The sequence below is a fragment of the Chryseobacterium taeanense genome, from assembly GCF_900099685.1.
Lineage (GTDB): Bacteria > Bacteroidota > Bacteroidia > Flavobacteriales > Weeksellaceae > Chryseobacterium > Chryseobacterium taeanense.
The window spans coordinates 25,253-45,693 of record NZ_FNDW01000008.1 but is presented as its reverse complement, the minus strand read 5'-3'; the positions used below and the strand labels follow the sequence as shown (position 1 = coordinate 45,693).

Annotated in this window: 20 protein-coding genes; 12 read left to right on the top strand and 8 right to left on the bottom strand. The window is 36.1% G+C overall.

The genetic code is table 11. The annotated features are described in order from the left end of the window. Positions 1-104: 104 nt before the first annotated feature. From BLR30_RS11960 to BLR30_RS11940, 5 genes are all read right to left on the bottom strand, one after another. The gene (locus BLR30_RS11960) at positions 105-446 is read right to left on the bottom strand and encodes a hypothetical protein (protein ID WP_089858953.1); all 342 of its coding nucleotides are present in this window, start codon (positions 444-446) and stop codon (positions 105-107) included. 17 nt (positions 447-463) lie between these two features. Beyond that, positions 464-853, bottom strand: a complete 390-nt coding sequence (locus BLR30_RS11955) for a four helix bundle protein (protein ID WP_089858950.1) — start codon at positions 851-853, stop codon at positions 464-466. 10 nt (positions 854-863) lie between these two features. Next, positions 864-2,906 carry a S9 family peptidase gene (locus BLR30_RS11950; protein WP_089858947.1) on the bottom strand — a complete coding sequence of 681 codons (2,043 nt, stop codon included), beginning with the start codon at positions 2,904-2,906 and terminating at the stop codon, positions 864-866. Between the two features lie 87 nt (positions 2,907-2,993). Continuing rightward, positions 2,994-3,734, bottom strand: a complete 741-nt coding sequence (locus BLR30_RS11945) for a uroporphyrinogen-III synthase (protein ID WP_089859303.1) — start codon at positions 3,732-3,734, stop codon at positions 2,994-2,996. Positions 3,735-3,745: 11 nt separating this feature from the next. Then, a complete protein-coding gene (locus tag BLR30_RS11940) occupies positions 3,746-4,312 on the bottom strand; it encodes a DUF4271 domain-containing protein (protein WP_262484107.1) in 567 nt (188 codons plus the stop codon). Between the two features lie 179 nt (positions 4,313-4,491). On the opposite strand from BLR30_RS11940, the gene BLR30_RS11935 reads away from it, so the two are divergent. The 4 genes from BLR30_RS11935 to BLR30_RS11920 are packed head-to-tail and all read left to right on the top strand — an operon-like array spanning position 4,492 to position 7,852. Beyond that, positions 4,492-5,208 carry a polyprenol monophosphomannose synthase gene (locus tag BLR30_RS11935; RefSeq protein WP_089858944.1) on the top strand — a complete coding sequence of 239 codons (717 nt, stop codon included), beginning with the start codon at positions 4,492-4,494 and terminating at the stop codon, positions 5,206-5,208. After that, entirely contained in the window at positions 5,205-5,582 is a 378-nt protein-coding gene (locus tag BLR30_RS11930) for a DUF4296 domain-containing protein (RefSeq protein ID WP_089859297.1), read from the top strand. The genes BLR30_RS11935 and BLR30_RS11930 overlap by 4 nt, the downstream gene beginning before the upstream one ends. A 6-nt stretch (positions 5,583-5,588) precedes the next feature. Continuing rightward, the gene (tgt, locus tag BLR30_RS11925; protein ID WP_089859294.1) at positions 5,589-6,722 is read left to right on the top strand and encodes a tRNA guanosine(34) transglycosylase Tgt; all 1,134 of its coding nucleotides are present in this window, start codon (positions 5,589-5,591) and stop codon (positions 6,720-6,722) included. Positions 6,723-6,742: 20 nt separating this feature from the next. Next, the gene (locus tag BLR30_RS11920) at positions 6,743-7,852 is read left to right on the top strand and encodes an LptF/LptG family permease (RefSeq protein ID WP_089859291.1); all 1,110 of its coding nucleotides are present in this window, start codon (positions 6,743-6,745) and stop codon (positions 7,850-7,852) included. Here BLR30_RS11920 and BLR30_RS11915 read toward each other — a convergent pair. After that, the gene (locus BLR30_RS11915) at positions 7,846-8,562 is read right to left on the bottom strand and encodes a biotin--[acetyl-CoA-carboxylase] ligase (protein WP_089858941.1); all 717 of its coding nucleotides are present in this window, start codon (positions 8,560-8,562) and stop codon (positions 7,846-7,848) included. The two genes, BLR30_RS11920 and BLR30_RS11915, sit on opposite strands and share 7 nt — an antisense overlap. 86 nt (positions 8,563-8,648) lie before the next feature. Between BLR30_RS11915 and rsfS the strand changes: the two genes are divergently transcribed. The 7 genes from rsfS to BLR30_RS11880 all read left to right on the top strand — a co-directional run bounded on the left by rsfS (position 8,649) and on the right by BLR30_RS11880 (position 15,852). Next, positions 8,649-9,017 carry a ribosome silencing factor gene (gene rsfS, locus BLR30_RS11910; RefSeq protein WP_089858938.1) on the top strand — a complete coding sequence of 123 codons (369 nt, stop codon included), beginning with the start codon at positions 8,649-8,651 and terminating at the stop codon, positions 9,015-9,017. A 16-nt stretch (positions 9,018-9,033) separates the two neighbouring features. Next, a complete protein-coding gene (gene ftsH, locus BLR30_RS11905; protein WP_089858935.1) occupies positions 9,034-11,049 on the top strand; it encodes an ATP-dependent zinc metalloprotease FtsH in 2,016 nt (671 codons plus the stop codon). Between the two features lie 136 nt (positions 11,050-11,185). After that, a complete protein-coding gene (locus BLR30_RS11900; RefSeq protein ID WP_089858931.1) occupies positions 11,186-11,767 on the top strand; it encodes an LUD domain-containing protein in 582 nt (193 codons plus the stop codon). A gap of 26 nt (positions 11,768-11,793) precedes the next feature. Further along, entirely contained in the window at positions 11,794-12,666 is an 873-nt protein-coding gene (locus BLR30_RS11895; protein ID WP_089858928.1) for a phosphatidate cytidylyltransferase, read from the top strand. Positions 12,667-12,670: 4 nt separating this feature from the next. Then, on the top strand, positions 12,671-13,324 hold the full coding sequence (locus BLR30_RS11890) for a phosphatidylserine decarboxylase family protein (RefSeq protein WP_089858924.1): 654 nt from the start codon (positions 12,671-12,673) through the stop codon (positions 13,322-13,324). 191 nt (positions 13,325-13,515) lie between these two features. Then, positions 13,516-14,844, top strand: a complete 1,329-nt coding sequence (locus BLR30_RS11885) for a peptide-N-glycosidase F-related protein (RefSeq protein ID WP_089858922.1) — start codon at positions 13,516-13,518, stop codon at positions 14,842-14,844. Positions 14,845-15,033: 189 nt separating this feature from the next. Further along, a complete protein-coding gene (locus tag BLR30_RS11880) occupies positions 15,034-15,852 on the top strand; it encodes a GLPGLI family protein (RefSeq protein ID WP_089858919.1) in 819 nt (272 codons plus the stop codon). An 87-nt stretch (positions 15,853-15,939) separates the two neighbouring features. On the opposite strand, the gene BLR30_RS11875 is transcribed toward BLR30_RS11880, so the two are convergent. Both BLR30_RS11875 and BLR30_RS11870 read right to left on the bottom strand, forming a co-directional pair. Continuing rightward, positions 15,940-17,778 (bottom strand): ABC transporter ATP-binding protein, encoded by a 1,839-nt coding sequence (locus BLR30_RS11875; protein WP_089858916.1) that lies wholly within the window; start codon positions 17,776-17,778, stop codon positions 15,940-15,942. 260 nt (positions 17,779-18,038) lie between these two features. Then, positions 18,039-18,428 (bottom strand): DUF4293 family protein, encoded by a 390-nt coding sequence (locus tag BLR30_RS11870; protein WP_089859288.1) that lies wholly within the window; start codon positions 18,426-18,428, stop codon positions 18,039-18,041. Between the two features lie 145 nt (positions 18,429-18,573). On the opposite strand from BLR30_RS11870, the gene rho reads away from it, so the two are divergent. Beyond that, positions 18,574-20,391 (top strand): transcription termination factor Rho, encoded by a 1,818-nt coding sequence (gene rho, locus BLR30_RS11865; RefSeq protein ID WP_089858913.1) that lies wholly within the window; start codon positions 18,574-18,576, stop codon positions 20,389-20,391. Positions 20,392-20,441: the final 50 nt, after the last annotated feature.

Sequence of the window (20,441 nt, the reverse complement as noted above, 5' to 3'; positions counted from 1 at the left end):
TCCGGGAAAATGGAAAAAGACCGTTTGTTTATTGGTATTTTCAATTATTTAAAAAAATAAAATGGAAAGTAAAAATACTCTCCATTTTTATTTAAGTTAAATTCTCAGATTAATTCTTCATCCTGAAAATACTGAATAATTGCCTTTTTCATCAGAAGCTGTTGTTCATTTGGCTTCAATTCGGGAAGATCTTCCAGTTTTTCAAAGTGTGGATATCCATCGTCGTCATAATGAGAGAATTTGTAGTATCCGAAAGGCTCAAGTAATCGGCAAACGGCAATATGAATGAGGTTTACTTTGTCATCTTTCGTATATTTCTGCTGCCCGCTGCCCAATTCCTGAAGGCCAATTAAAAAAAGGTATGTTTCAATGGGTGCATCTTTCTCTGTGTCAAAATTTTCAATGAAAAACTGTTGTATTTTCTGCCAGTATTCTGCTTCATTCATGATTGATAATTGATAATTTATAATTGATTTTGTGGGTGTTTTAATTCATCACCAAGTTTCTTTTTGTAAGATGAAGTTGCTTTTAGGATTTCATCACATTCTTTTAAAAAATCATTTAGTTTTTCTTTTTTTAATAAATTTAGTTCATTAAGCAATTCTAACCAGAATATAGTTTCATCTGCTTCCTCTACAACAATGCAAATTTTAGAATATTTTTCCCTTAACGATCTGGCTCTACACATTGCTCTGTAATTACTTGCAGTTGAAGAGGAGGAACGAAAGATCTGTTTTCTAATATTTGATATTTTGTCAGAGTAAGGAATTTCAGATAACTCATTAATTATTGCTACGGTTAAGGATTTTGTTCTCCTTGCAAATAATTGATTATAATTAGTTTCTGTAGTCATCAATTATAAATTATCTCTTATCAATCATAAGTAAAAACGCATATTCCAGTGCATCTTCTTTTAAAGATTCAAATCTTCCGCTGGCTCCGCCATGTCCTGCGCTCATATCTGTTTTGAAAATCAGAATGTTGTTATCTGTTTTTAATTCTCGCAGTTTTGCAGTCCATTTTGCCGGCTCCCAATACTGAACCTGAGAATCGTGCAATCCGGTGGTAATTAATAGATTTGGGTAATCTTTAGATTCTATATTATCGTACGGTGAATATTCTTTCATATAATGATAATATTCTTCGTCATTTGGATTTCCCCATTCATCATATTCTCCGGTCGTTAAAGGGATCGTGTCGTCAAGCATGGTCGTCACGACATCTACAAAAGGAACTTGCGCTACAATCCCGTTGAATAAAGTAGGTTCGTAATTCATCACGGCACCAACCAGCAATCCTCCTGCACTTCCACCCATCGCATAAAGATGTTTTGATGAGGTATAATTTTCTTTAATCAGGAATTTTCCGGTATCAATAAAATCGAAAAATGTATTTTTCTTAAACAGCATTTTTCCGTCTTCATACCATTCTCTTCCTAAATATTCACCACCACGAATATGTGCAATGGCATAAATGAAGCCTCTGTCTAAAATCGAAAGTCTTACATTCGAAAAGCTTGCATCAACCGTATGTCCGTAACTTCCATAACCGTAAAGAAGTAAAGGCGTGTCCGCAGATTTTTCCGTGTCTTTGTGATAAACCAGGGAAATAGGAATTTTCGTCTTTCCGTCTCTGGAATCTGCCCAGATTCTCTCTGAAATATAATTTTCCGGGAAAAATTTTCCGCCCAAAACTTCCTGTTGCTTCAGTAGTTTTGTGGTTTTTTCCTTCATATTGTATTCGTAAGTTGAGCTAGGCTTTGTTAAAGAAGTATAGCCGTAGCGTAAAATCTCGGTATCAAATTCAAGATTGATACCTATGTAAGCGGTATAAGTAGGATCCGAAAATGGTAAATAATGAGATTCCTGCTTTTTTTCGTCAATAATTTTTATCTGTAGCAAGCCTTGCTCTCTTTCTTCAAGAACGAGATAATTTTTAAAAATTTCAAAGCCTTCCAATAAAACTTCAGGGCGGTGCGGAATTACATCTACCCAGTTTTCCATTCCGCAGTTATTGATCTTTGTTTTAACGATTTTAAAATTAAATGCATCGTCTGCGTTGGTGATGATGTAAAATTCATCTTCGTAATGTTCTACAGAATATTCAAGATCATCTATTCGAGGCTGAATGATCGTCCAGTCTGCAAAAACATTATCGGAAGGAATAAACCGATGCTCGTCTGAAATCGTACTCGAGCTGGCAATGAAAATATATTCTAAAGATTTTGTTTTAAAAACATTCACATCAAAAGTGTCGTCCTTTTCATGGAAAATTAAAACATCTTCAGAAGAATTTGTTCCCAGTTTGTGTCTGTACACCTGAAACGCCCTTAAACTTTCATCTTTTCTTATATAGAAAATGTGTTCATTGTCGCTTGCCCAAACTGCCTTTCCAGTGGTGTTTTCAATTTTATCCGGAAGAATTTCTCCGGTTATTACATTTTTAAAATTGATGGTATAAATTCTTCGGCTTACATTATCCGTCGAAAAAGATGCCAGTTCATTATTCGGAGCTACTGCTACACTTCCGACATCGAAGTAATCTTGTCCTTCTGCCAGGACATTAACATCGAGAATAATTTCTTCTTCATTCTCTAAGCTTTGGTACTTTCTGCAGAAAATAGGATATTCTTTCCCTTTTTCATAACGAACCATATACCAGTAACCGTTAAAAAAATACGGTAAAGATTCATCGTCTTTTTTATAGCGGGCTTTCATTTCTTCAAAAAGTTCTTCCTGAAGCTGTTCCGTATCTTTCATGATAAAATCCGCGTAAGTATTTTCTTCTTCAAGATATTTTATTACCTCAGGATTTTCTCTTTCATTGAGCCAGAAATAACTGTCAATTCTTTTATCACCGTGTTTTTCAAGTGTTTTTTCTATTTTTTTTGCCTTTGGAGCTTCCATTCAATATTAATTCTTGTTCAAATTTAGTTAAAAAAAAACCATCTTTCCTGTAAGAAAAGACGGTTGCTTTATTTTTTATAGTAAAGCTTACTTATGAAGCGCCTTAATATATTTTTCCAGTGCCATCGTCATAGACGGAGTTTCCTTTGTAGGAGCCATAAGGTCTACTTTCAGTCCTGCTTCTTCAGCGGCAGCCATTGTTGTAGTTCCGAATACACCGATTTTTGTTTCTTCTTGTTGGAAATCCGGAAAGTTTTGTTGTAGAGACTTTATTCCTTGTGGGCTGAAGAATATCAGCATATCATACTCTTTTACCTTGATATCGGTAAGATCGCTGCATACTGTTCTGTACATGATTGCTCTTGTCCAGTCAACATTGGAAGCTTCCATTGTTTTCACGATATCCGGGCTCAGAACATCTGATGACGGAAGCAGATATTTTTCTGTTGGGAATTTTTTAAATAAAGGAAGAAGGTCAGAGAAATTCTTTTCCCCGAAACTGATCTTTCTTTTTCTGTACACAATATGTTTCTGAAGATAATTGGCGATCGCTTCCGACTGGCAGATGTATCTCATCGTGTCAGGAACCGCAAAACGCAGCTCTTCCGCTAATCTGAAGTAGTGATCAATCGCATTTTTACTCGTGAAAATAATTCCCGTATATTGCGTAAGATCAATCTTCTGTGTTCTCAATTCTTTATTGTCAACTCCTTCGACGTGGATGAAAGGGCGGAAATCTATTCTTATCTTTTCCTTCTTTGCAATATCCAGGTACGGAGACGACTCACTTGGCGCTGGTTGAGAAACCAATATAGACTTTATTCTCATCATTGACAGTATTAAAAAAATAATAATTTCCAAAGCAACAAAAGAGGTGCAATTTGGAGGGTGCAAATATACAAAAATTTATAATACCATTTTTCAGGTAAGATGTTGTTCTTGTGAAATAAATAGAAAAAAACCTTGAAAATGAATACGAAAGAAAAAAAGAAAAAGTAATACATAAACATTTTATTTCTGTCAATCGGGAAATAATAATGGGCTACACACAAGATTATCAGTAAGAATGACAGGATAAAATAAAATTTTGTTGCAGTAAAGTAAAAAACAGTCCACTTTTTTCCATCGCCGGTACTTTGAAAAAATAAAAATCCCAAACCTGACTTTATCATATAAAAAAGAATGACAGCAAGTAAACAATATCCGAATTTGTTCAGTTGGTATCCCAAGATCTGCAGATCTGCAATGTATTTGGGCACAACAGGAATATACTGTGAGATCAGTACAGATAGGGTGAGGGCGGTCACGCATGAGGTAATAACCCAACTTGGAAGATTGTTGCTGGCATCAAAATATTTCTGTAGCAAAAAATCTTTCAGATTGGCTTCCCTTTCAACGATATTCATCATGAAAAGGTATAAAAAGATGCAGCCCAACAATATAAAGATTACCCAATCGTTGTTCTCAGGTATTCTTATATGATTTATAAAATGTTGTGATAAAGGCAAAGGAGTATTTTTTTGCAAAATTATAGATTATTTTGTATAAAATAAAAAGGTTAAATAAACTATCTTTGCAAACTGAAATGAAAAAACTCGTCATCATTCCCACGTATAACGAAAAGGAAAATATTGAAAATATTATTTCCGCAGTTTTTGCATTGGAAGATGGCTTTCATATTTTGGTTGTGGACGATTCATCTCCCGATGGAACAGCTGATATTGTGAAGGAACTTCAGGAAAAATATCCGCATTTCCTGCATTTATCCGTGAGAAGAGTTAAAGACGGCTTGGGCAAAGCCTATATTCATGGATTCAAATGGGCTATCGAAAACAAATACGATTATATTTTTGAAATGGATGCGGATTTCTCGCACGACCCTAATGATCTTCCAAAACTTTTTGAAGCCTGCCTGAATGCCGATATGGCAATCGGGTCGAGGTATTCTAAAGGTGTTAATGTGGTCAACTGGCCAATGGGGAGAGTGCTGCTTTCTTATTTTGCTTCAAAATATGTAAGATTTGTGTTAGGATTACCGATTCATGATACAACAGCAGGTTTTGTATGTTTTTCAAGAAAAGTGCTTGAAGAAATTGGCTTGGATAATGTGAAATTAAAAGGATACGGATTTCAGATCGAAATGAAATTCAGAGCCTTTAAGAAAGGATTCAAAATTGTAGAAGTACCTATCATTTTTACCAACAGAATCCTGGGAGAAAGCAAAATGAATGGCGGAATCATTCATGAAGCGGTTTTTGGAGTTTTAAATTTAAAATGGAAATCCATCATCAACAGATTATGAAAAAACTGATCTTCATTTTCGTTTTAATGTGTCTTTTTTCCTGCGGAGATTATATTGATAAGCCTAAAAACCTGATATCAGAAGATAAAATGGCTGAAATCATGGCCGACCTGGCAATCAACGATCAGGCAACTTTCATGTATACGAATTCAAATCTTGAAGCAGGAACAAGGTATGTTCTTAAAATGCATAACGTAAAATCTGCGGACTATATTGACAGCTTCAAATATTACATCGTAAAAGAGAAAATGAACGCTATCGCCGAAGATGCGCAGGAAATATTATTAAAAAAAGATCCGAAAGCGGAAAAATATGTAAAGGATAAAAAAAGTAAAACGGAGAATTTTCAGAATGCTCCCGTTTTATCAAGATAATTTATGATGCAAAAATTTTTTAATATAGAAAAAACCTCGGAGGGAAAGGCAAGAACGGGAGAACTTACGACAGATCATGGTAAGATTCAGACACCGATCTTTATGCCGGTAGGCACGGTTGCAAGCGTAAAGACCGTTCATCAAAGAGAGTTAAAAGAAGATATAAAAGCTCAGATTATTCTGGGAAATACATACCACCTCTATCTTCGTCCAGGAATGGAAGTGATGAAGGAAGCTGGAGGGCTACATAAATTTATGAACTGGGATCTTCCAATTCTTACAGATTCAGGAGGTTTTCAGGTCTTTTCATTAGCGAGCAGCAGAAAAATGTCTGAAGAAGGAGCTAGATTCAAATCTCACATCGACGGAAGTTATCACATGTTTTCTCCGGAAAAATCTATGGAAATCCAAAGGCAGATCGGAGCAGATATTTTCATGGCTTTCGACGAATGTGTTGCATATCCTTGCGAATATAATCAGGCGAAATCTTCCATGGAACTTACGCACCGCTGGTTGAAGAGATGTATCGAATGGACCGAAAATAATCCTGAATTATATGGTCATAAACAAAGGCTTTTCCCAATCGTTCAGGGGTCTACTTTTTCGGATTTAAGAAAAATTTCAGCAGAAGTTATCGCAGAAGCTGGCGCGCAAGGGAACGCTATCGGAGGACTTTCTGTCGGGGAACCCGAAGAGGAAATGTACAGAATTACCGATGAGGTAACGGATATTCTGCCAAAAGAAAAACCAAGATACCTAATGGGAGTCGGAACGCCATGGAATATTCTGGAATCCATCGGATTAGGAATTGACATGATGGATTGTGTTATGCCTACAAGAAATGCCAGAAATGCTATGCTTTTCACATGGCAAGGCGTCATGAACATGAAAAACGAAAAGTGGAAAAAAGACTTTTCACCATTAGACGAGTTTGGAACAAGTTTCGTAGACAGAGAATATTCAAAAGCTTATGTGAGACATTTATTTGTTTCTAAAGAATATCTGGCAAAACAAATCGCTTCAATTCATAACTTAGCGTTTTATTTAGATTTGGTTAAAGTGGCAAGAGAACACATCATAGCAGGGGATTTTTATCAATGGAAAAACTCTGTTGTTCCTGTTCTGAGACAAAGGCTTTAAATTTTAATATACATCAGATGCTGAAAATCGTAGACAGATATATCATAAAAAAGTACCTTGGAACCTTCAGTTTCATGCTGATACTGCTGTCTATAGTTGTACTTGTGATTGATGTGCAACAGAAGATTCCGAGAATTGAAAACGCTACGGCAATTGATCCTAAACTGAATGTCACGTATTTTTTAGTACATTTTTATCCGTTCTGGATCGTTAATCTTGTGATGACGTTTCTGTCTATTTTGGTATTTATTTCAGTAATTTATTTTACGTCCAGAATGGCAAATAATACAGAAATTGTAGCCATTATCAGCAGTGGAGCAAGTTTTCACAGATTTGCGAGGCCTTATTTGTTAACATCGCTTTTTATTGCTGTGGTATCATTAGGGATTAATCATTTTGTCCTGCCTTGGGCAAATATTCAGAAAAATCAGTTAGAAGCTTACACTTACAATGCTGCCAATAAGGAAAAGGTATTGGGTACGGCTCCCGCCTCGGCGCAGTTGAGCAAAACAGAATATATTTTTATCAATTCATGGAATAAACGGGAAAAGAGAGGTTCAGGATTTGTTTATCAGAAGTTTGATAAAAACAGAAAGATGACGTATGAGCTGAAAGCTTCGGATGTATCCTGGGATAAAGATAAAAAGCTTTTTGTACTGAATTCCTACACCGAAAAAACGATCAATAAAGATGATACGGAAAAACTGGCAAACGGATTTGATCTGAAAAAAAGCTATGGACATGATCCTGAAGAGCTTTTCCCCAATGAACTTTTAGGCCAGAATAAAACAACTCCTGAACTTCTGAAATTCATTAAGAGAGAAACCGAAAAAGGGAACAGTAATCTGAATGCGCATCTTAATGAGCTTTATCAGCGGACTTCAATGCCTGTTTCTATTGTAATTCTTACTTTTTTGGCACTTTCCCTTTCGTCGCAGAAAAAAAGAGGAGGATTGGGAATTAATCTTGCATTGGGAATTTCCCTGGCATTTGTTTTTGTATTCTCATTTGAGGCTTTAAAAGTCGTATCTGAAAACAAAAGTATGTCGCCGGCTCTGGCGATGTGGTTTCCAAATATTGTTTTCTCACCACTGGCTTTGTTTTTATATCTGAAAAGAGCCAATCAGTAAAGAAGTTTTATTTCTTTGTGATAAAAAGATTTTAAGCCATCATTTTCGAGATCAATCCAGATTTCTCCATTTTTGTCAGCATTTTTGATGATGCCATTTTGTCGCTGTCCGTTCAGTTCAAAAACAGAAATCTCATTCTTTCGGAATAGATTAACGTTAAAATAATTCAGAATTTCAGTTTCAGATGGAATTTTATTTAATTTTTCTACTAAAAAATCGTGAAGGGAAATCGTAAATGCATTAAGATCAAAATGCTTGTTAGTAAGGGTTAAAAGCGAACCTGCATTTGATATTTCGTCAAATTTTTCCTGAAGAACATTAAAGCCCGCTCCAATGATGAAATAATTGTCTTGATTAATTTTTTTCTTCTCAATTAAAATTCCGACGATTTTTTTACTTTTAAGGATAATGTCATTCGGCCATTTAATTTTTATGTTATTTTCAGTCAAATTGGCAAGGAAATCACGGATTATGTTTGCGGTATAATAATTGAACATGAAATCGGACAACTTAATGTTTTCCGCCTTTGTCGCAAGAGTATAGGCTAAATTTTTTTCAGCAGTTGATGACCAAGTATTTCCATACTGACCCCTCCCGTTGGTTTGATTGAATGTATAAAGTGCCGTAAAATCAGAATTTTCATAAAGTAAAAACTTTGAAATTTCGTCATTAGTAGAAGAGCATTCCTTCAGATAGAATAGTTGACTCATTTAAGAAAACTTTAAGACTTTCGGGCGGTAAAAGTAAGGCTAAAGTGAAAGAAAAACAATAAATTTGCAGATTATAGTATTTTTTAATGAATAAAACAGTAGAAAAACAAGCGCTAATAGATAAAATTGTAGAAGCTATTCAGGATGTAAAAGGTGAAGATATCATGATCTTTGATCTTTCTAATATTGAAAATTCAGTAGCAGAAACTTTTATAATTTGTAGCGGAAACTCAAACACTCAGGTTTCAGCGTTGGCAGGAAGTGTAGAGAAGAAAGTAAGAAACGATCTTAAAGACAGACCTTGGCACGTAGAAGGTACGGAAAATGCAATGTGGGTGCTGGTAGACTACGTTTCCGTGGTTGTACATATTTTCCAGAAACAGGTACGCGAGTACTACGATATAGAGGAACTCTGGGGTGATGCCGCCATTACCAGAATTGAAAATGAATATTAAATTTTAAAAAGTATAAATGAACAATAAAGGATTTAACTGGTTCTTTCCGATTGCGATCATAGCTCTTTTGTTATTTTTTGTCCCTAATTTTTTAGGCGATAATAGTGCAAAATCTATTGATGAGGATGGTTTCTTTAAAGAAATGCAGGCAGGGAAAGTCCAGAGAGTTTTGATAGATAAACAAGCCCAAAAGGCTGATGTATTTTTAACACAGGCTGCTAAAACAGCTGCCGTAAAAAAAGATGATAAAACAACAAGCCCTTTTTCTGCCTTTTCGATGGCTCCAAAAGCAGATTATACACTCAAATACGGAGATCTGAGACTTTTCCTAGAGAAATTTGAGGCTCTGAAACAGCAGAATCCTCAGCTTACCACATCCAAAGATTATGCAGAAGGAGAAAGCCCGTTGATGAGTATTCTTATTCAGGCTTTGATCTGGATCACGATTTTAGGATTGTTTTATTTCCTTCTTTTCAGAAAAATGGGTAGCGGAGGCGGTCCCGGAGGACAAATTTTTTCTATCGGGAAATCTAAAGCTAAGCTTTTTGATGAAAAGGAAAGAATTCAGGTGACATTTAAAGATGTTGCGGGGCTGGAAGGAGCAAAAGAAGAAGTTCAGGAAGTTGTAGATTTCCTTAAAAACTCAGAGAAATATACAAAATTAGGAGGGAAAATTCCTAAAGGAGTTCTTTTGGTAGGCCCTCCGGGAACAGGTAAAACTTTATTGGCGAAAGCTGTAGCGGGTGAGGCTAAAGTTCCGTTCTTCTCATTATCTGGTTCCGATTTTGTGGAAATGTTTGTTGGAGTTGGAGCTTCAAGAGTAAGAGACCTTTTTGCTCAGGCGAAGGCTAAATCTCCTGCTATTATTTTTATCGATGAAATTGATGCAATAGGACGTGCGAGAGGGAAAAACAATTTCTCTGGCGGAAATGATGAAAGAGAAAATACACTCAACCAGCTTCTTACGGAAATGGACGGTTTCGGAACTGATACCAATGTTATCGTAATGGCTGCCACCAACAGAGCAGATATTCTGGATAAAGCATTAATGAGAGCAGGGCGTTTTGACCGTTCTATCTTCGTTGATCTTCCGGAATTACATGAAAGAAGACAGATTTTTGATGTACATTTAAAGAAAATTAAGCTTGATGATAATGTAGACCGCGAGTTTTTAGCAAAACAAACTCCTGGTTTTAGTGGGGCAGATATTGCTAATGTTTGTAACGAAGCGGCACTTATTGCAGCAAGAAACAATCATACATCCGTAACGAAACAGGATTTCCTTGATGCGGTAGACCGTATCATCGGAGGTCTTGAAAAGAAGAATAAAGCCATCAAACCTTCTGAAAAGAAAAGAGTGGCGTATCACGAAGCGGGACATGCAACAATCTCATGGCTTGTAGAGCATGCATCACCATTGTTGAAAGTTACGATCGTTCCTAGAGGGCGTTCTTTAGGGGCTGCATGGTATCTGCCGGAAGAAAGACAGCTGACAACAACTGAACAGATGCTTGACGAAATGTGTGCGACATTAGGAGGTAGAGCCGCAGAGCAGGTGATATTTAATAATATTTCAACAGGAGCACTTTCTGACCTTGAAAGTGTAACGAAAAGAGCTCAGGCGATGGTTACTATTTATGGATTAAGCCCGAATATCGGTAATATTTCTTACTACGACAGTTCTGGCCAGTCTGAATATAGTTTTGGTAAACCATATTCTGAAGAAACCGCAAAGAGAATTGATGTTGAAATTAAAGGAATTATAGAAACTCAATATGAAAGAGCGGTTCAGATTTTAAGAGACAATAAAGATAAGCTCGATGCGCTTGCCAATAAGCTCTTAGAAAAAGAAGTAATCTTCAGAGAAGATCTTGAAGAAGTATTCGGAAAAAGAGCCTGGGATCCGGAATTGACGGAAAAACCTGTAACGAATACAATCCCGACGGCTAAGGAGCCGAATGAAGAAATTATCATTAAAGATAAAGAGGAAGAAAGTGAAATTCAGGCACCTGAAAGCCCGACACAACTTTAAAAATCTTTAAAATTAAATAAGTAAAACCTGACAGTTCCGTAATTGTCAGGTTTTTTCATATTTATCGGCACGTTTTTAGATTTCTATGTGATTAATTTTATATTTTTGTATTAATTGATTAAAAAAATAATTTAAATTGAATTTATTCAAGAGGATTGTAAGCAAACTTACCAACCAGCCTGAAGAGGAAGAAAGACCAAGTCTGGAGAAGCTAGGGGATTCGCTGAAAAATGCGGATCTTGATTACAAATTTGCCCAATTGTTTACTCATTCAGGAGGATTTTTCAATTACTGCGCAGATGAAGCCGAGGCTTTGCAGACTTTACACCAAATTATTAAAATAGAAAACATCAACAACATTTTCTGCTGGGATAAAGACCTCCAGAACTTTTTGAATGTTGTAAAAACTCCTTATACCCAAGAGCTGAAAAGCGATAATGATGCTAGTTTCATTACCTGCGAATATCTTATTGCATATGATGGAAGGATTATGCTTTCTCATAATAATATCCTTCATTATCACTCTTCAAGGCTGCCCAACAAGATTATTATCATGGCAAACGTTTCACAGATCGTGAATAACCTTAACGATGCGATGGGGAAGATCAAAAGAAACGGAAATATCAAAAATCTCACATCCATCAGTGGAGCTCAGTCGAAGCTGGATACTTCTTCCAATAGCAATACCAAACTGTTTTTACTGTTGCTTGAAGATTAGGCATCACTTTATAAATTTTTAGAATTTTGGACAAAAATCTCATTCAAAGAACGATATCAGGAATTGTTTATGTAGCAATCATTATTCTTTGTACAACACCGCTGGGAGCACAGCTTATCAATAGTATAGTGCCGGATCTTGTGAAGCAACAATATCTGTATTACGGTTTAATTACATTGCTGCTTGGAGTAGGTTCGTGGGAGTGTTTTAAAATAATGAAGTTCGGAAACGGATATGAAAGATGGGTTGTCCTTCCGCTCATCATTTTTATATTTTATATTTTTTCTAAACGATATTTCCACTTTGATTTCTTTTTCGATTTCAGGATCAGTGAGATTTTGGCTTTACTTTTAATAGTTATTGCAGTGGTCACACTGTTCAAATATCCGAACGAATTGTATTATGATAGTGGGAAATTGATTTTTACAGTCATTTACGTAGCGCTTCCCTTCAGTTTTGCATTAGGCTTACCGAAGTTCTCCAGATTCGATGATCGGTTTTCCTTAGAGGTACTTTTTCTTTTTGTTTTAATATGGAGCAGCGACACGTTTGCTTATCTTACCGGAAAGTTTTTTGGAAAACATAAAATGGCACCCAAGATTTCCCCTAAAAAAACATGGGAAGGCTATATAGGTGGAGTACTGCTTACCTTGGTCTTGTCATATTTTATTGAGCAATATCAGCCTGATCTTCGTGGGAACTGGATCGTAGTAGGATTTCTGGTGGCCGCTTTTGCGCCTGTGGGAGATTTGGTGGAAAGCCAGTTGAAAAGAAATTTCGGGGTAAAAGACAGTGGAAACATTATTCCGGGGCACGGCGGAGTGCTGGATCGTCTGGATAGTTTTTTAATCTGCGTTCCTGTCGTATATTTGTACTTTATTTTAGAAAAATTTATTTAATCTCATGAAATTACACAAAGAATCAAAAGGAACAATTACCGTTGCATCCTTATTGTTTATCATTTTGAGTGCATTGGCCATTTATTTCCTCGAAATGTGGTCGTTGGTAATCATTCTGCCTTTGCTGGTGGTTTACAGTCTTGTATTTTGGTTCTTCCGGGTGCCGGATCGTGATATACTGGAACACAGAGAAAATGTGATCGCACCGGTTGACGGAAAGGTAGTCATGATTAAAGAAGTGGAAGAAGATGAATTTATCAAAGGAAAAGCGATTCAGATTTCTATATTTATGTCTCCGCTTAATGTACATATCTGTCGATATCCGGTTTCAGGAAAAGTTATTTACAAAAAATATCATCCCGGGAAATATCTGGTTGCATGGCATGAGAAATCTTCTACCGAGAATGAAAGAACTACTGTTGCTGTAGAAAGCTTAACCAATCATCAGGTCGTTTTCAGACAAATTGCCGGGTATGTTGCCAGAAGAATTGTTTTCTATTGTAATGAAGGCGATGATGCAAAAGCAGGACATGAGTTTGGCTTTATTAAATTTGGCTCAAGAATGGACGTTTTCCTTCCTCTTGATACGGAGATTATTTGTAAGATCGGTGATATTACAAAAGGCGGACTGGATGTAATCGCAAGAATGAAGGACTAAAGAATAAAAAATTTATTTGATAATATAGGGCTGTTTCTTAAGAATACAGCCTTTTTTAATTCATCATTAAAAACAGCAGGTGAAAAATATACTTTAATACTCATTTATCTTTATTATTTTGATACTTATTTTGTACTTCATCCTAATAAATGAATAAGTAAATTTGTAGCTTTGGAGAAAATAAATAATTTATGAGAAAAATTCTACTTTATTTAATGATCTTCATCGGCTTTTGTAAAAGCACAGCGCAAACCACGGTCAATGTATTTTCACAAATCGTTTTTTACGACGGATATGCTGCTAATGTTTCAGATCCCGTTCCTGCCAATACCATAAGGCTTGCCAATTTCAGATATACTAAAAAATTAACGGATTCTGAACTGAATTCTTTTCACAATAAAATTCAGATGAATGTTAAAATCGGAGCGCTTTGTGATAACTATGACAGAATCGGAGGTGTTCATATTGCACTGGTTCCGAAAAATCAGGCATCATACACACTCAATGATACGACTGTAAAAAGGATTGAGGTCGGGAGATATATTACACCTTTCATGAATAAAAATATTTCTCCTATAGAAGTTCCTTATACTTATCAGGTAGACAATCTTTATTCGATTTTTAGCAATATGACGTTGCGAAATTCTTATGATATCTGGGTAGAATTGGATGTTTTTGGTGTTCCTTATGCTGCCAATACTCAGGTTGCCGGTTGTGCCGGAAGAAACGATGTTTTTGCCGGAACGCTTGATTTTGTTACTTATAATGATCCTTCACTTATTACGGCTTACAATAATCTGCTTCCGCTTTTAGATTCTAATGAATTAAATAATTATAATAATACCGATCAGACAGGGCAAACAGTAAGGCTTGTCAATTTTAATCTTACGCAAAGTACAGATAATGCCCAGTTTTTTATTATTTCCACACCACACGGCGCTAATACAAATGGTGAAGAATATGTAAGAAGGCAGAATTTTGTGTCATTGGATAATAATCAGGTTTTAACTTTCACTCCGGGTGGAACTTCCTGCGAACCTTACAGAATGTATAATACTCAGGGAAACGGTATTTATGGAACATCCGTTCATTCTACATCCTGGTGGACTTCCTGGAACAACTGGTGTCCGGGTGATGCTGTTCCTATAAGAAGTTTTACGACAGCTACCTTGGCGGCAGGCAATCATACACTTAAATATGAAGTGCCAAGTGCTGTTTTCTACGGACAGGACGGAAGAATCGTTCTTTCCATGTATTTGCAAAGTACCAGTCAGCAATTGTCTGTGAAAGATGTTTCTACCGTTGATGTTGCCATATTTCCTAATCCTACGACAGATTTTGTGAATATCAGATCAGATAAAAAACTCAGAAGTATTTCGGTTTATTCTACGGAAGGAAGAAAACTTAATGAAGTAAAGGAATCGAAGGTAGATCTTTCGGCTTATCCTGCAGGAGTATATATTTTAGATATAAGCCTTGAAGGCGGAATGCAGTTTAAACATAAAATAGTAAAGAAATAAAATTTTATAAACGAAGAATATACATAAAGGCTTGGATTTTATAATCTGAGCCTTTTTATTTTATTTAGCCAGAAAGAAAAGTATAATCTAAAATTTAGAACACAATATTTAATATATATTTGTTGATGAAGTTCAGGGATAATTCTATACTACTTCTGAAACAAAAGATTGAAATTATCATAATTTGATATGAAAAAAGTATTTTTAATTTGTTGTCTGTTCCTTATAGTTAATAAAGTGCTTTCACAAAATACATCATTTATTTATGAGCTGAAATACAGACCAAATGCAGAGAAACAATACTATAAAGACCAGCTTTTCTACCTGGATATATATGGTAAAGAATCTATTTTTAGGTCACAGCATGAAAGAAGTGCAGATTCACTGATTCAAAAAACAGGTTTTGGTCTAGGATTTAAAATGAATTATAATCATCAGTATTACACTCAAAAAATATTAACCGAAAATAAAGTGTATAAAATTATAGTTACCCCTATTTTTAGTGATATTTATTCTATTCCGATTGAAGATCTTGCCTGGAAAATCACCAACGATAAAACAAAAATAGGTGACTTTGATTGTCAGAAGGCAGAATTAATTTATGGTGGCAGGAGTTGGACTGCATGGTTTACGCAGGAAATTGTTTTACAGGATGGTCCTTACATCTTTCATGGACTTCCAGGTATGATTATTAAAATCACGGATGAGCGTTCTGATTTTGTTTTTTCATTGGTGAAAATTGAAAAAAATATGTCTCAAATTTCTCCGCTCAGATCCAAAAAAGAAATTAATTGGGAGATATTCAGGAAACTTGAGTCTGACTTTTATAAAGACCCTTATGCAGAAGTGAAGGCACGCAATATAGGATATGTAAATGCCAATGAAAAAGGCGAAAAGATAAATATAAGTATGAAGAAAATGACTGAAAGTATGCAGAAAAATATTAGAGATAATAATAATGCGATTGAATTGAATCATGCATTAAAATATGATTACCAGAAAATATGATTACCAGGTTTTTTTAGCAATATTTTACTAAAAAAAGGAGTATTTCGCTGAGAAGTACTCCTTTTTAATTTATTTAAATGATGAAAATTAATCAAAATTTTGCAACTCAACCAACTTCTGATATGTTCCTTTTTTTGCGATGAGCTCGTGGTGAGTTCCCTGTTCCACGATGTTACCTTTTTCCATGACAACAATCCAGTCAGCTTTTTGAATCGTTGAAAGACGGTGGGCGATCACCAGGGAAGTTCTGTTTTCCATCATCTTTTCAAGAGCATCCTGAACAAATCTTTCAGATTCCGTATCCAGTGCGGAAGTGGCTTCATCCAGAATCATGATTGGAGGGTTTTTCAAGACCGCTCTTGCAATCGAAACTCTTTGTTTCTGCCCTCCGGAAAGTTTACCGCCATCATCCCCAATATTAGATTCGTAGCCATTAGGTAATTGTGAAATAAATGAATCTGCATTGGCGATTTTTGCAGCCGCAATTACTTCTTCGCGTGTTGCATCAGGTTTACCCATCAGAATATTATTGTACACCGTGTCGTTGAATAGAACAGACTCTTGGGTAACCATTCCCAATAGTTTGCGGTATTCTTTTAGGTTTAAATTTTTAATGTTTTCTCCATCAATCAGGATTTCTCCTTCAGAAACATCATAAAATCTTGCCAGAAGGTTGGCAATAGTTGTTTTCCCACTTCCACTTTGTCCTACCAAAGCTACTGTTTTCCCTTTTGGGATACTCAATGAAAAGTTTTTAAGAATCGTGTGGTCTTTATCGTAATAAAAACCAATATTATTAAATTCTATTGATTTATCCAGGGTTGAAATACTTACCGGATTCGCAACTTCATCAATTTTTACATCGGCATCCAGGATTTCCAGTACTCTCTCCAACGATGCTTCCCCTTTCTGAACGTTTGAAATAGACTGGGATAAACTTTTTACCGGAGGCAAAATCTGGAAGAAAATTCCTAAAAATACCAAAAAATCAGCCGGCGAAATACTTTGCTCTACGATAATCTGCTTCCCCCCGTACCAGGCAATAATTAAGAAAGTAACGGAGCCTAAGAATTCGCTCATTGGAGAAGCTAGTTCCTTCTTTCTTCCTAGACTTATAGAACTATTGATCCATCGTTGCATCGACTGCATAAAGCGGTTGTCCATTATTTTCTCAGCGCTGAAAATCTTAATGACTTTCGTAGATTTTAGGGTTTCGTCTACAATAGAGAAAATGTTTCCCATCTCGTTCTGAGCTTTATGAGAATCTTTTTTAAGGCTTTTCCCAATCAGGGCAATCATTGTTCCCATCACCGGTAAAACCAGAAGGGAGAAAAGTGTCATTTCCGTACTTAAGAAAAACAAAGTTATCAATGTGCTGATGAGCATGAAAGGGGCATTGATTAATTCTACCAAACTTCCTAAAATATTTCCCTCAACTTCCCCTACATCATTCGACATACGCGACATCAGATCTCCTTTTCTACTTTCGGTAAAAAAAGCAACCGGCAGGGAAAGTATTTTCCTGTACATCGCTCCACGAAGGTCTTTGGTAACGCCTACACGATAATTAATCAGTAAAAAAGATCCCAGGTATCTGAAAAGATTTCTTAACAGAAACATAAAAGCTGTTATTATACATAGCCACGCCAAAACGGTAAGCGCTCCGTATTGTGTTACCAGGCTTTGGACGTAATAGTTGGCATATTCTTTTGCGTAAGAGAAAAAATCCAGAATTTCTCCTGAATAGACTGGTGGAGTGCTGTATTTTTTAGCTTCGATAGTTCCGAAAAGCATTCCCAAAACCGGCAGAATGGTTCCTAAGGAAGCAATCTGGAAAACAGAATACATAAGGTTGAAGAATAAACTTCCGTAGATGTATTTTTGATGAGGTCTTGCGAACTTAAGTATTTTAATGTACTGATTCATTCAATGAAAAAATTGGATAGCAAAATTACATAATTTAAATGATAAGACGTTTTTTAATAGACTTATACTTTATCTAATAGGTGTTACTTATGATCTGTTTGTTACAAACTCTCTCATTAAATATTATAACAAAAGATTTTCCGATGTGGTTTTTGATTACAGATTAAAATTAATCGTAGATAAACGGATTTATTAAAATTAAAAAATAAAAAAACAGCTCCTGAAAAGAAGCTGTTCTCACTCAAAAAATCGTTGTAAGGTTATCGAAGTCTGTCTACAGATTTTACGAGCCTCTCATCTTTTTTGATGTACGTGTTTGCAATAAACAAACATACAATCGCAATCAATGGAAACATTGGCTCAATACCCTTCTCAGGAAACTGAATTCCTCCGGGTAAGTTTAGTAACCAGTACGTCAATACACCAACCAACAAAACGTTTATAATGATGCTGATGTTATTCAGCAAAATTTGTCTTTTTCTGTTTTTGTAACTGAATACACTTAGTAATCCGACCAAAACAAGGATCACACAGGCAATATTCAGTATCGGGAAATGATCGGAGAGGATCACATCCTGACCTGTAATGAACAGAAACACAGCAGCTAAAACTGCCAGAAATGTCCATATGGTCTGTATTCTTTGTATCATTACAATTAAATTCAAAGCAAAAATAGCATAAATTTTGCACAATTCAAAAATAAGTGTAGATTTGCATTATACAAATGTACTTGAAAACAAAAGTCACCGGACTTACTTTTCTTACTCACAATTAATTACATTTTTTACATTAAATATGTTTAACATTGAAACGTTAAGGTCAAAATCCGTAACGGAACTGACTAAAATCTTAAAGGATTTGGGCGTTAAAGTTGCAAGAAACAGCACTGAAAATGACAAAATCTTTGCAATTCTTGACTTTCAGGCTTCAAATCCAAAAGTAGCGAAAGAATATTTCAACGCTACAGAAAACAGTTTAGAAACTGAACAGAAAACCGAGGATAAACCCGCAAAAGCACCTGCAAGAAAAGTTGCACCAAGGAAAACAGCAGCCAAGCCAAAAACGGAAGCTAAAGCAGAACAAAAACCAACGGCTGAAGAAAAAGCTGAAACAGAAGAGAAGCCTTCTGAAGAGCCAAAACAGGAAGAAGTGAAAACAGAACCCGCAGCCAATGCAGAAGAAACTTCACCACCTGCAGCGAAGAAAAAAAGGAAAAGGGTAAACACAACAGATGCGGCGGTTGCTGCCCCGGAAATTCAGCAGGAAAAACCTGACACTTTTAAAAACACAGAATCTCAAGAATCTGCTCCGGCAGAAGAAAGGCCAGCCAACCCTCAACATCAGGCCAGATCTCAAAAAGGACAACACAACAATCCGCACAACAACGGAAATCAAAATAAAAATCAGCATCAGAATCAAAACCAAAATCAGAATAAGCAACAACAGCAGAATTCTGAAAAAAATGATGAGCACCAGGAACAGAAAAAAGAGTTCTCTTTTGACGGAATGGTCAGCATTGAAGGTGTTTTAGAGATTTTGCCGGATAACTATGGCTTCCTTCGTTCATCGGATTTCAGTTATATTTCTTCCCCTGATGATGTGTATGTTTCTACCGCGCAGATCAGAAATTTCGGTTTGAAAACCGGGGATACCGTAAAAGGAATCGTAAGATTGCCTAAAGAAGGTGAAAAATATTTTTCATTATTAAGACCAACTGAAGTCAACGGGCGCGACCTTGCTTTCATTAAAGACCGTGTTGCTTTCGAGTATCTTACACCGCTTTTCCCACAGGAGAAATTTAACCTGGCAGGAAAAGGTTCTACGATTTCTACGAGAGTTGTCGATTTATTTGCTCCAATCGGAAAAGGGCAGAGAGCAATGATTGTGGCTCAGCCGAAAACGGGTAAAACCATGTTGCTGAAAGATATTGCCAATTCTATTGCTGCCAATCATCCTGAAGTTTATATGATGGTTCTTCTTATCGATGAACGTCCTGAAGAAGTTACCGACATGGAAAGAAGTGTAAATGCAGAAGTTATCGCTTCTACCTTTGACGAAGCGGCAGAAAAACACGTAAAAGTGGCCAACCTCGTTTTGGCAAAAGCGCAGAGAATGGTAGAATGTGGACACGATGTTGTTATTTTGCTTGATTCTATTACAAGATTGGCGAGAGCGTACAATACGGTAACGCCGGCTTCAGGAAAAGTGCTTTCCGGAGGGGTTGATGCCAATGCGCTCCACAAACCGAAAAGATTCTTCGGGGCGGCCAGAAAAATTGAAGGTGGCGGTTCTTTAACGATTATTGCAACAGCACTTATTGATACAGGTTCTAAAATGGATGAAGTGATCTTTGAAGAATTTAAAGGAACCGGGAACATGGAACTTCAGCTTGACAGAAAAATTGCCAACAGAAGAATTTATCCTGCGATTGATCTCGTGGCTTCAAGCACGCGTAGAGACGATTTGCTTCTTGATGAAGTGACTTCACAGAGAATGTGGATTTTAAGAAAGTATCTTTCTGAAATGAATCCTGTGGAAGCTATGGAATTTGTTGACAGAAACATCAAAGGAACGATCAATAATGAAGAATTCCTGATGTCTATGAATAAATAATAATAATTAATTTATTTTGTTAAATAGAAAGCACGGATCACTCGATTCGT

Excerpts from the sequence above, each read along its gene's own strand:
- BLR30_RS11890 (WP_089858924.1), top strand. The coding sequence starts at position 12,671 with ATGAAATTACACAAAGAATCAAAAGGAACAATTACCGTTGCATCCTTA.
- BLR30_RS11955 (WP_089858950.1), bottom strand. The coding sequence starts at position 853 with ATGACTACAGAAACTAATTATAATCAATTATTTGCAAGGAGAACAAAA.
- rho (WP_089858913.1), top strand. The coding sequence starts at position 18,574 with ATGTTTAACATTGAAACGTTAAGGTCAAAATCCGTAACGGAACTGACT.
- BLR30_RS11960 (WP_089858953.1), bottom strand. The coding sequence starts at position 446 with ATGAATGAAGCAGAATACTGGCAGAAAATACAACAGTTTTTCATTGAA.
- BLR30_RS11940 (WP_262484107.1), bottom strand. The coding sequence starts at position 4,312 with ATGAATATCGTTGAAAGGGAAGCCAATCTGAAAGATTTTTTGCTACAG.
- BLR30_RS11935 (WP_089858944.1), top strand. The coding sequence starts at position 4,492 with ATGAAAAAACTCGTCATCATTCCCACGTATAACGAAAAGGAAAATATT.
- tgt (WP_089859294.1), top strand. The coding sequence starts at position 5,589 with ATGCAAAAATTTTTTAATATAGAAAAAACCTCGGAGGGAAAGGCAAGA.
- BLR30_RS11915 (WP_089858941.1), bottom strand. The coding sequence starts at position 8,562 with ATGAGTCAACTATTCTATCTGAAGGAATGCTCTTCTACTAATGACGAA.
- BLR30_RS11945 (WP_089859303.1), bottom strand. The coding sequence starts at position 3,734 with ATGAGAATAAAGTCTATATTGGTTTCTCAACCAGCGCCAAGTGAGTCG.
- BLR30_RS11875 (WP_089858916.1), bottom strand. The coding sequence starts at position 17,778 with ATGAATCAGTACATTAAAATACTTAAGTTCGCAAGACCTCATCAAAAA.
- BLR30_RS11870 (WP_089859288.1), bottom strand. The coding sequence starts at position 18,428 with ATGATACAAAGAATACAGACCATATGGACATTTCTGGCAGTTTTAGCT.
- BLR30_RS11950 (WP_089858947.1), bottom strand. The coding sequence starts at position 2,906 with ATGGAAGCTCCAAAGGCAAAAAAAATAGAAAAAACACTTGAAAAACAC.
- rsfS (WP_089858938.1), top strand. The coding sequence starts at position 8,649 with ATGAATAAAACAGTAGAAAAACAAGCGCTAATAGATAAAATTGTAGAA.
- BLR30_RS11930 (WP_089859297.1), top strand. The coding sequence starts at position 5,205 with ATGAAAAAACTGATCTTCATTTTCGTTTTAATGTGTCTTTTTTCCTGC.
- BLR30_RS11880 (WP_089858919.1), top strand. The coding sequence starts at position 15,034 with ATGAAAAAAGTATTTTTAATTTGTTGTCTGTTCCTTATAGTTAATAAA.
- BLR30_RS11885 (WP_089858922.1), top strand. The coding sequence starts at position 13,516 with ATGAGAAAAATTCTACTTTATTTAATGATCTTCATCGGCTTTTGTAAA.
- ftsH (WP_089858935.1), top strand. The coding sequence starts at position 9,034 with ATGAACAATAAAGGATTTAACTGGTTCTTTCCGATTGCGATCATAGCT.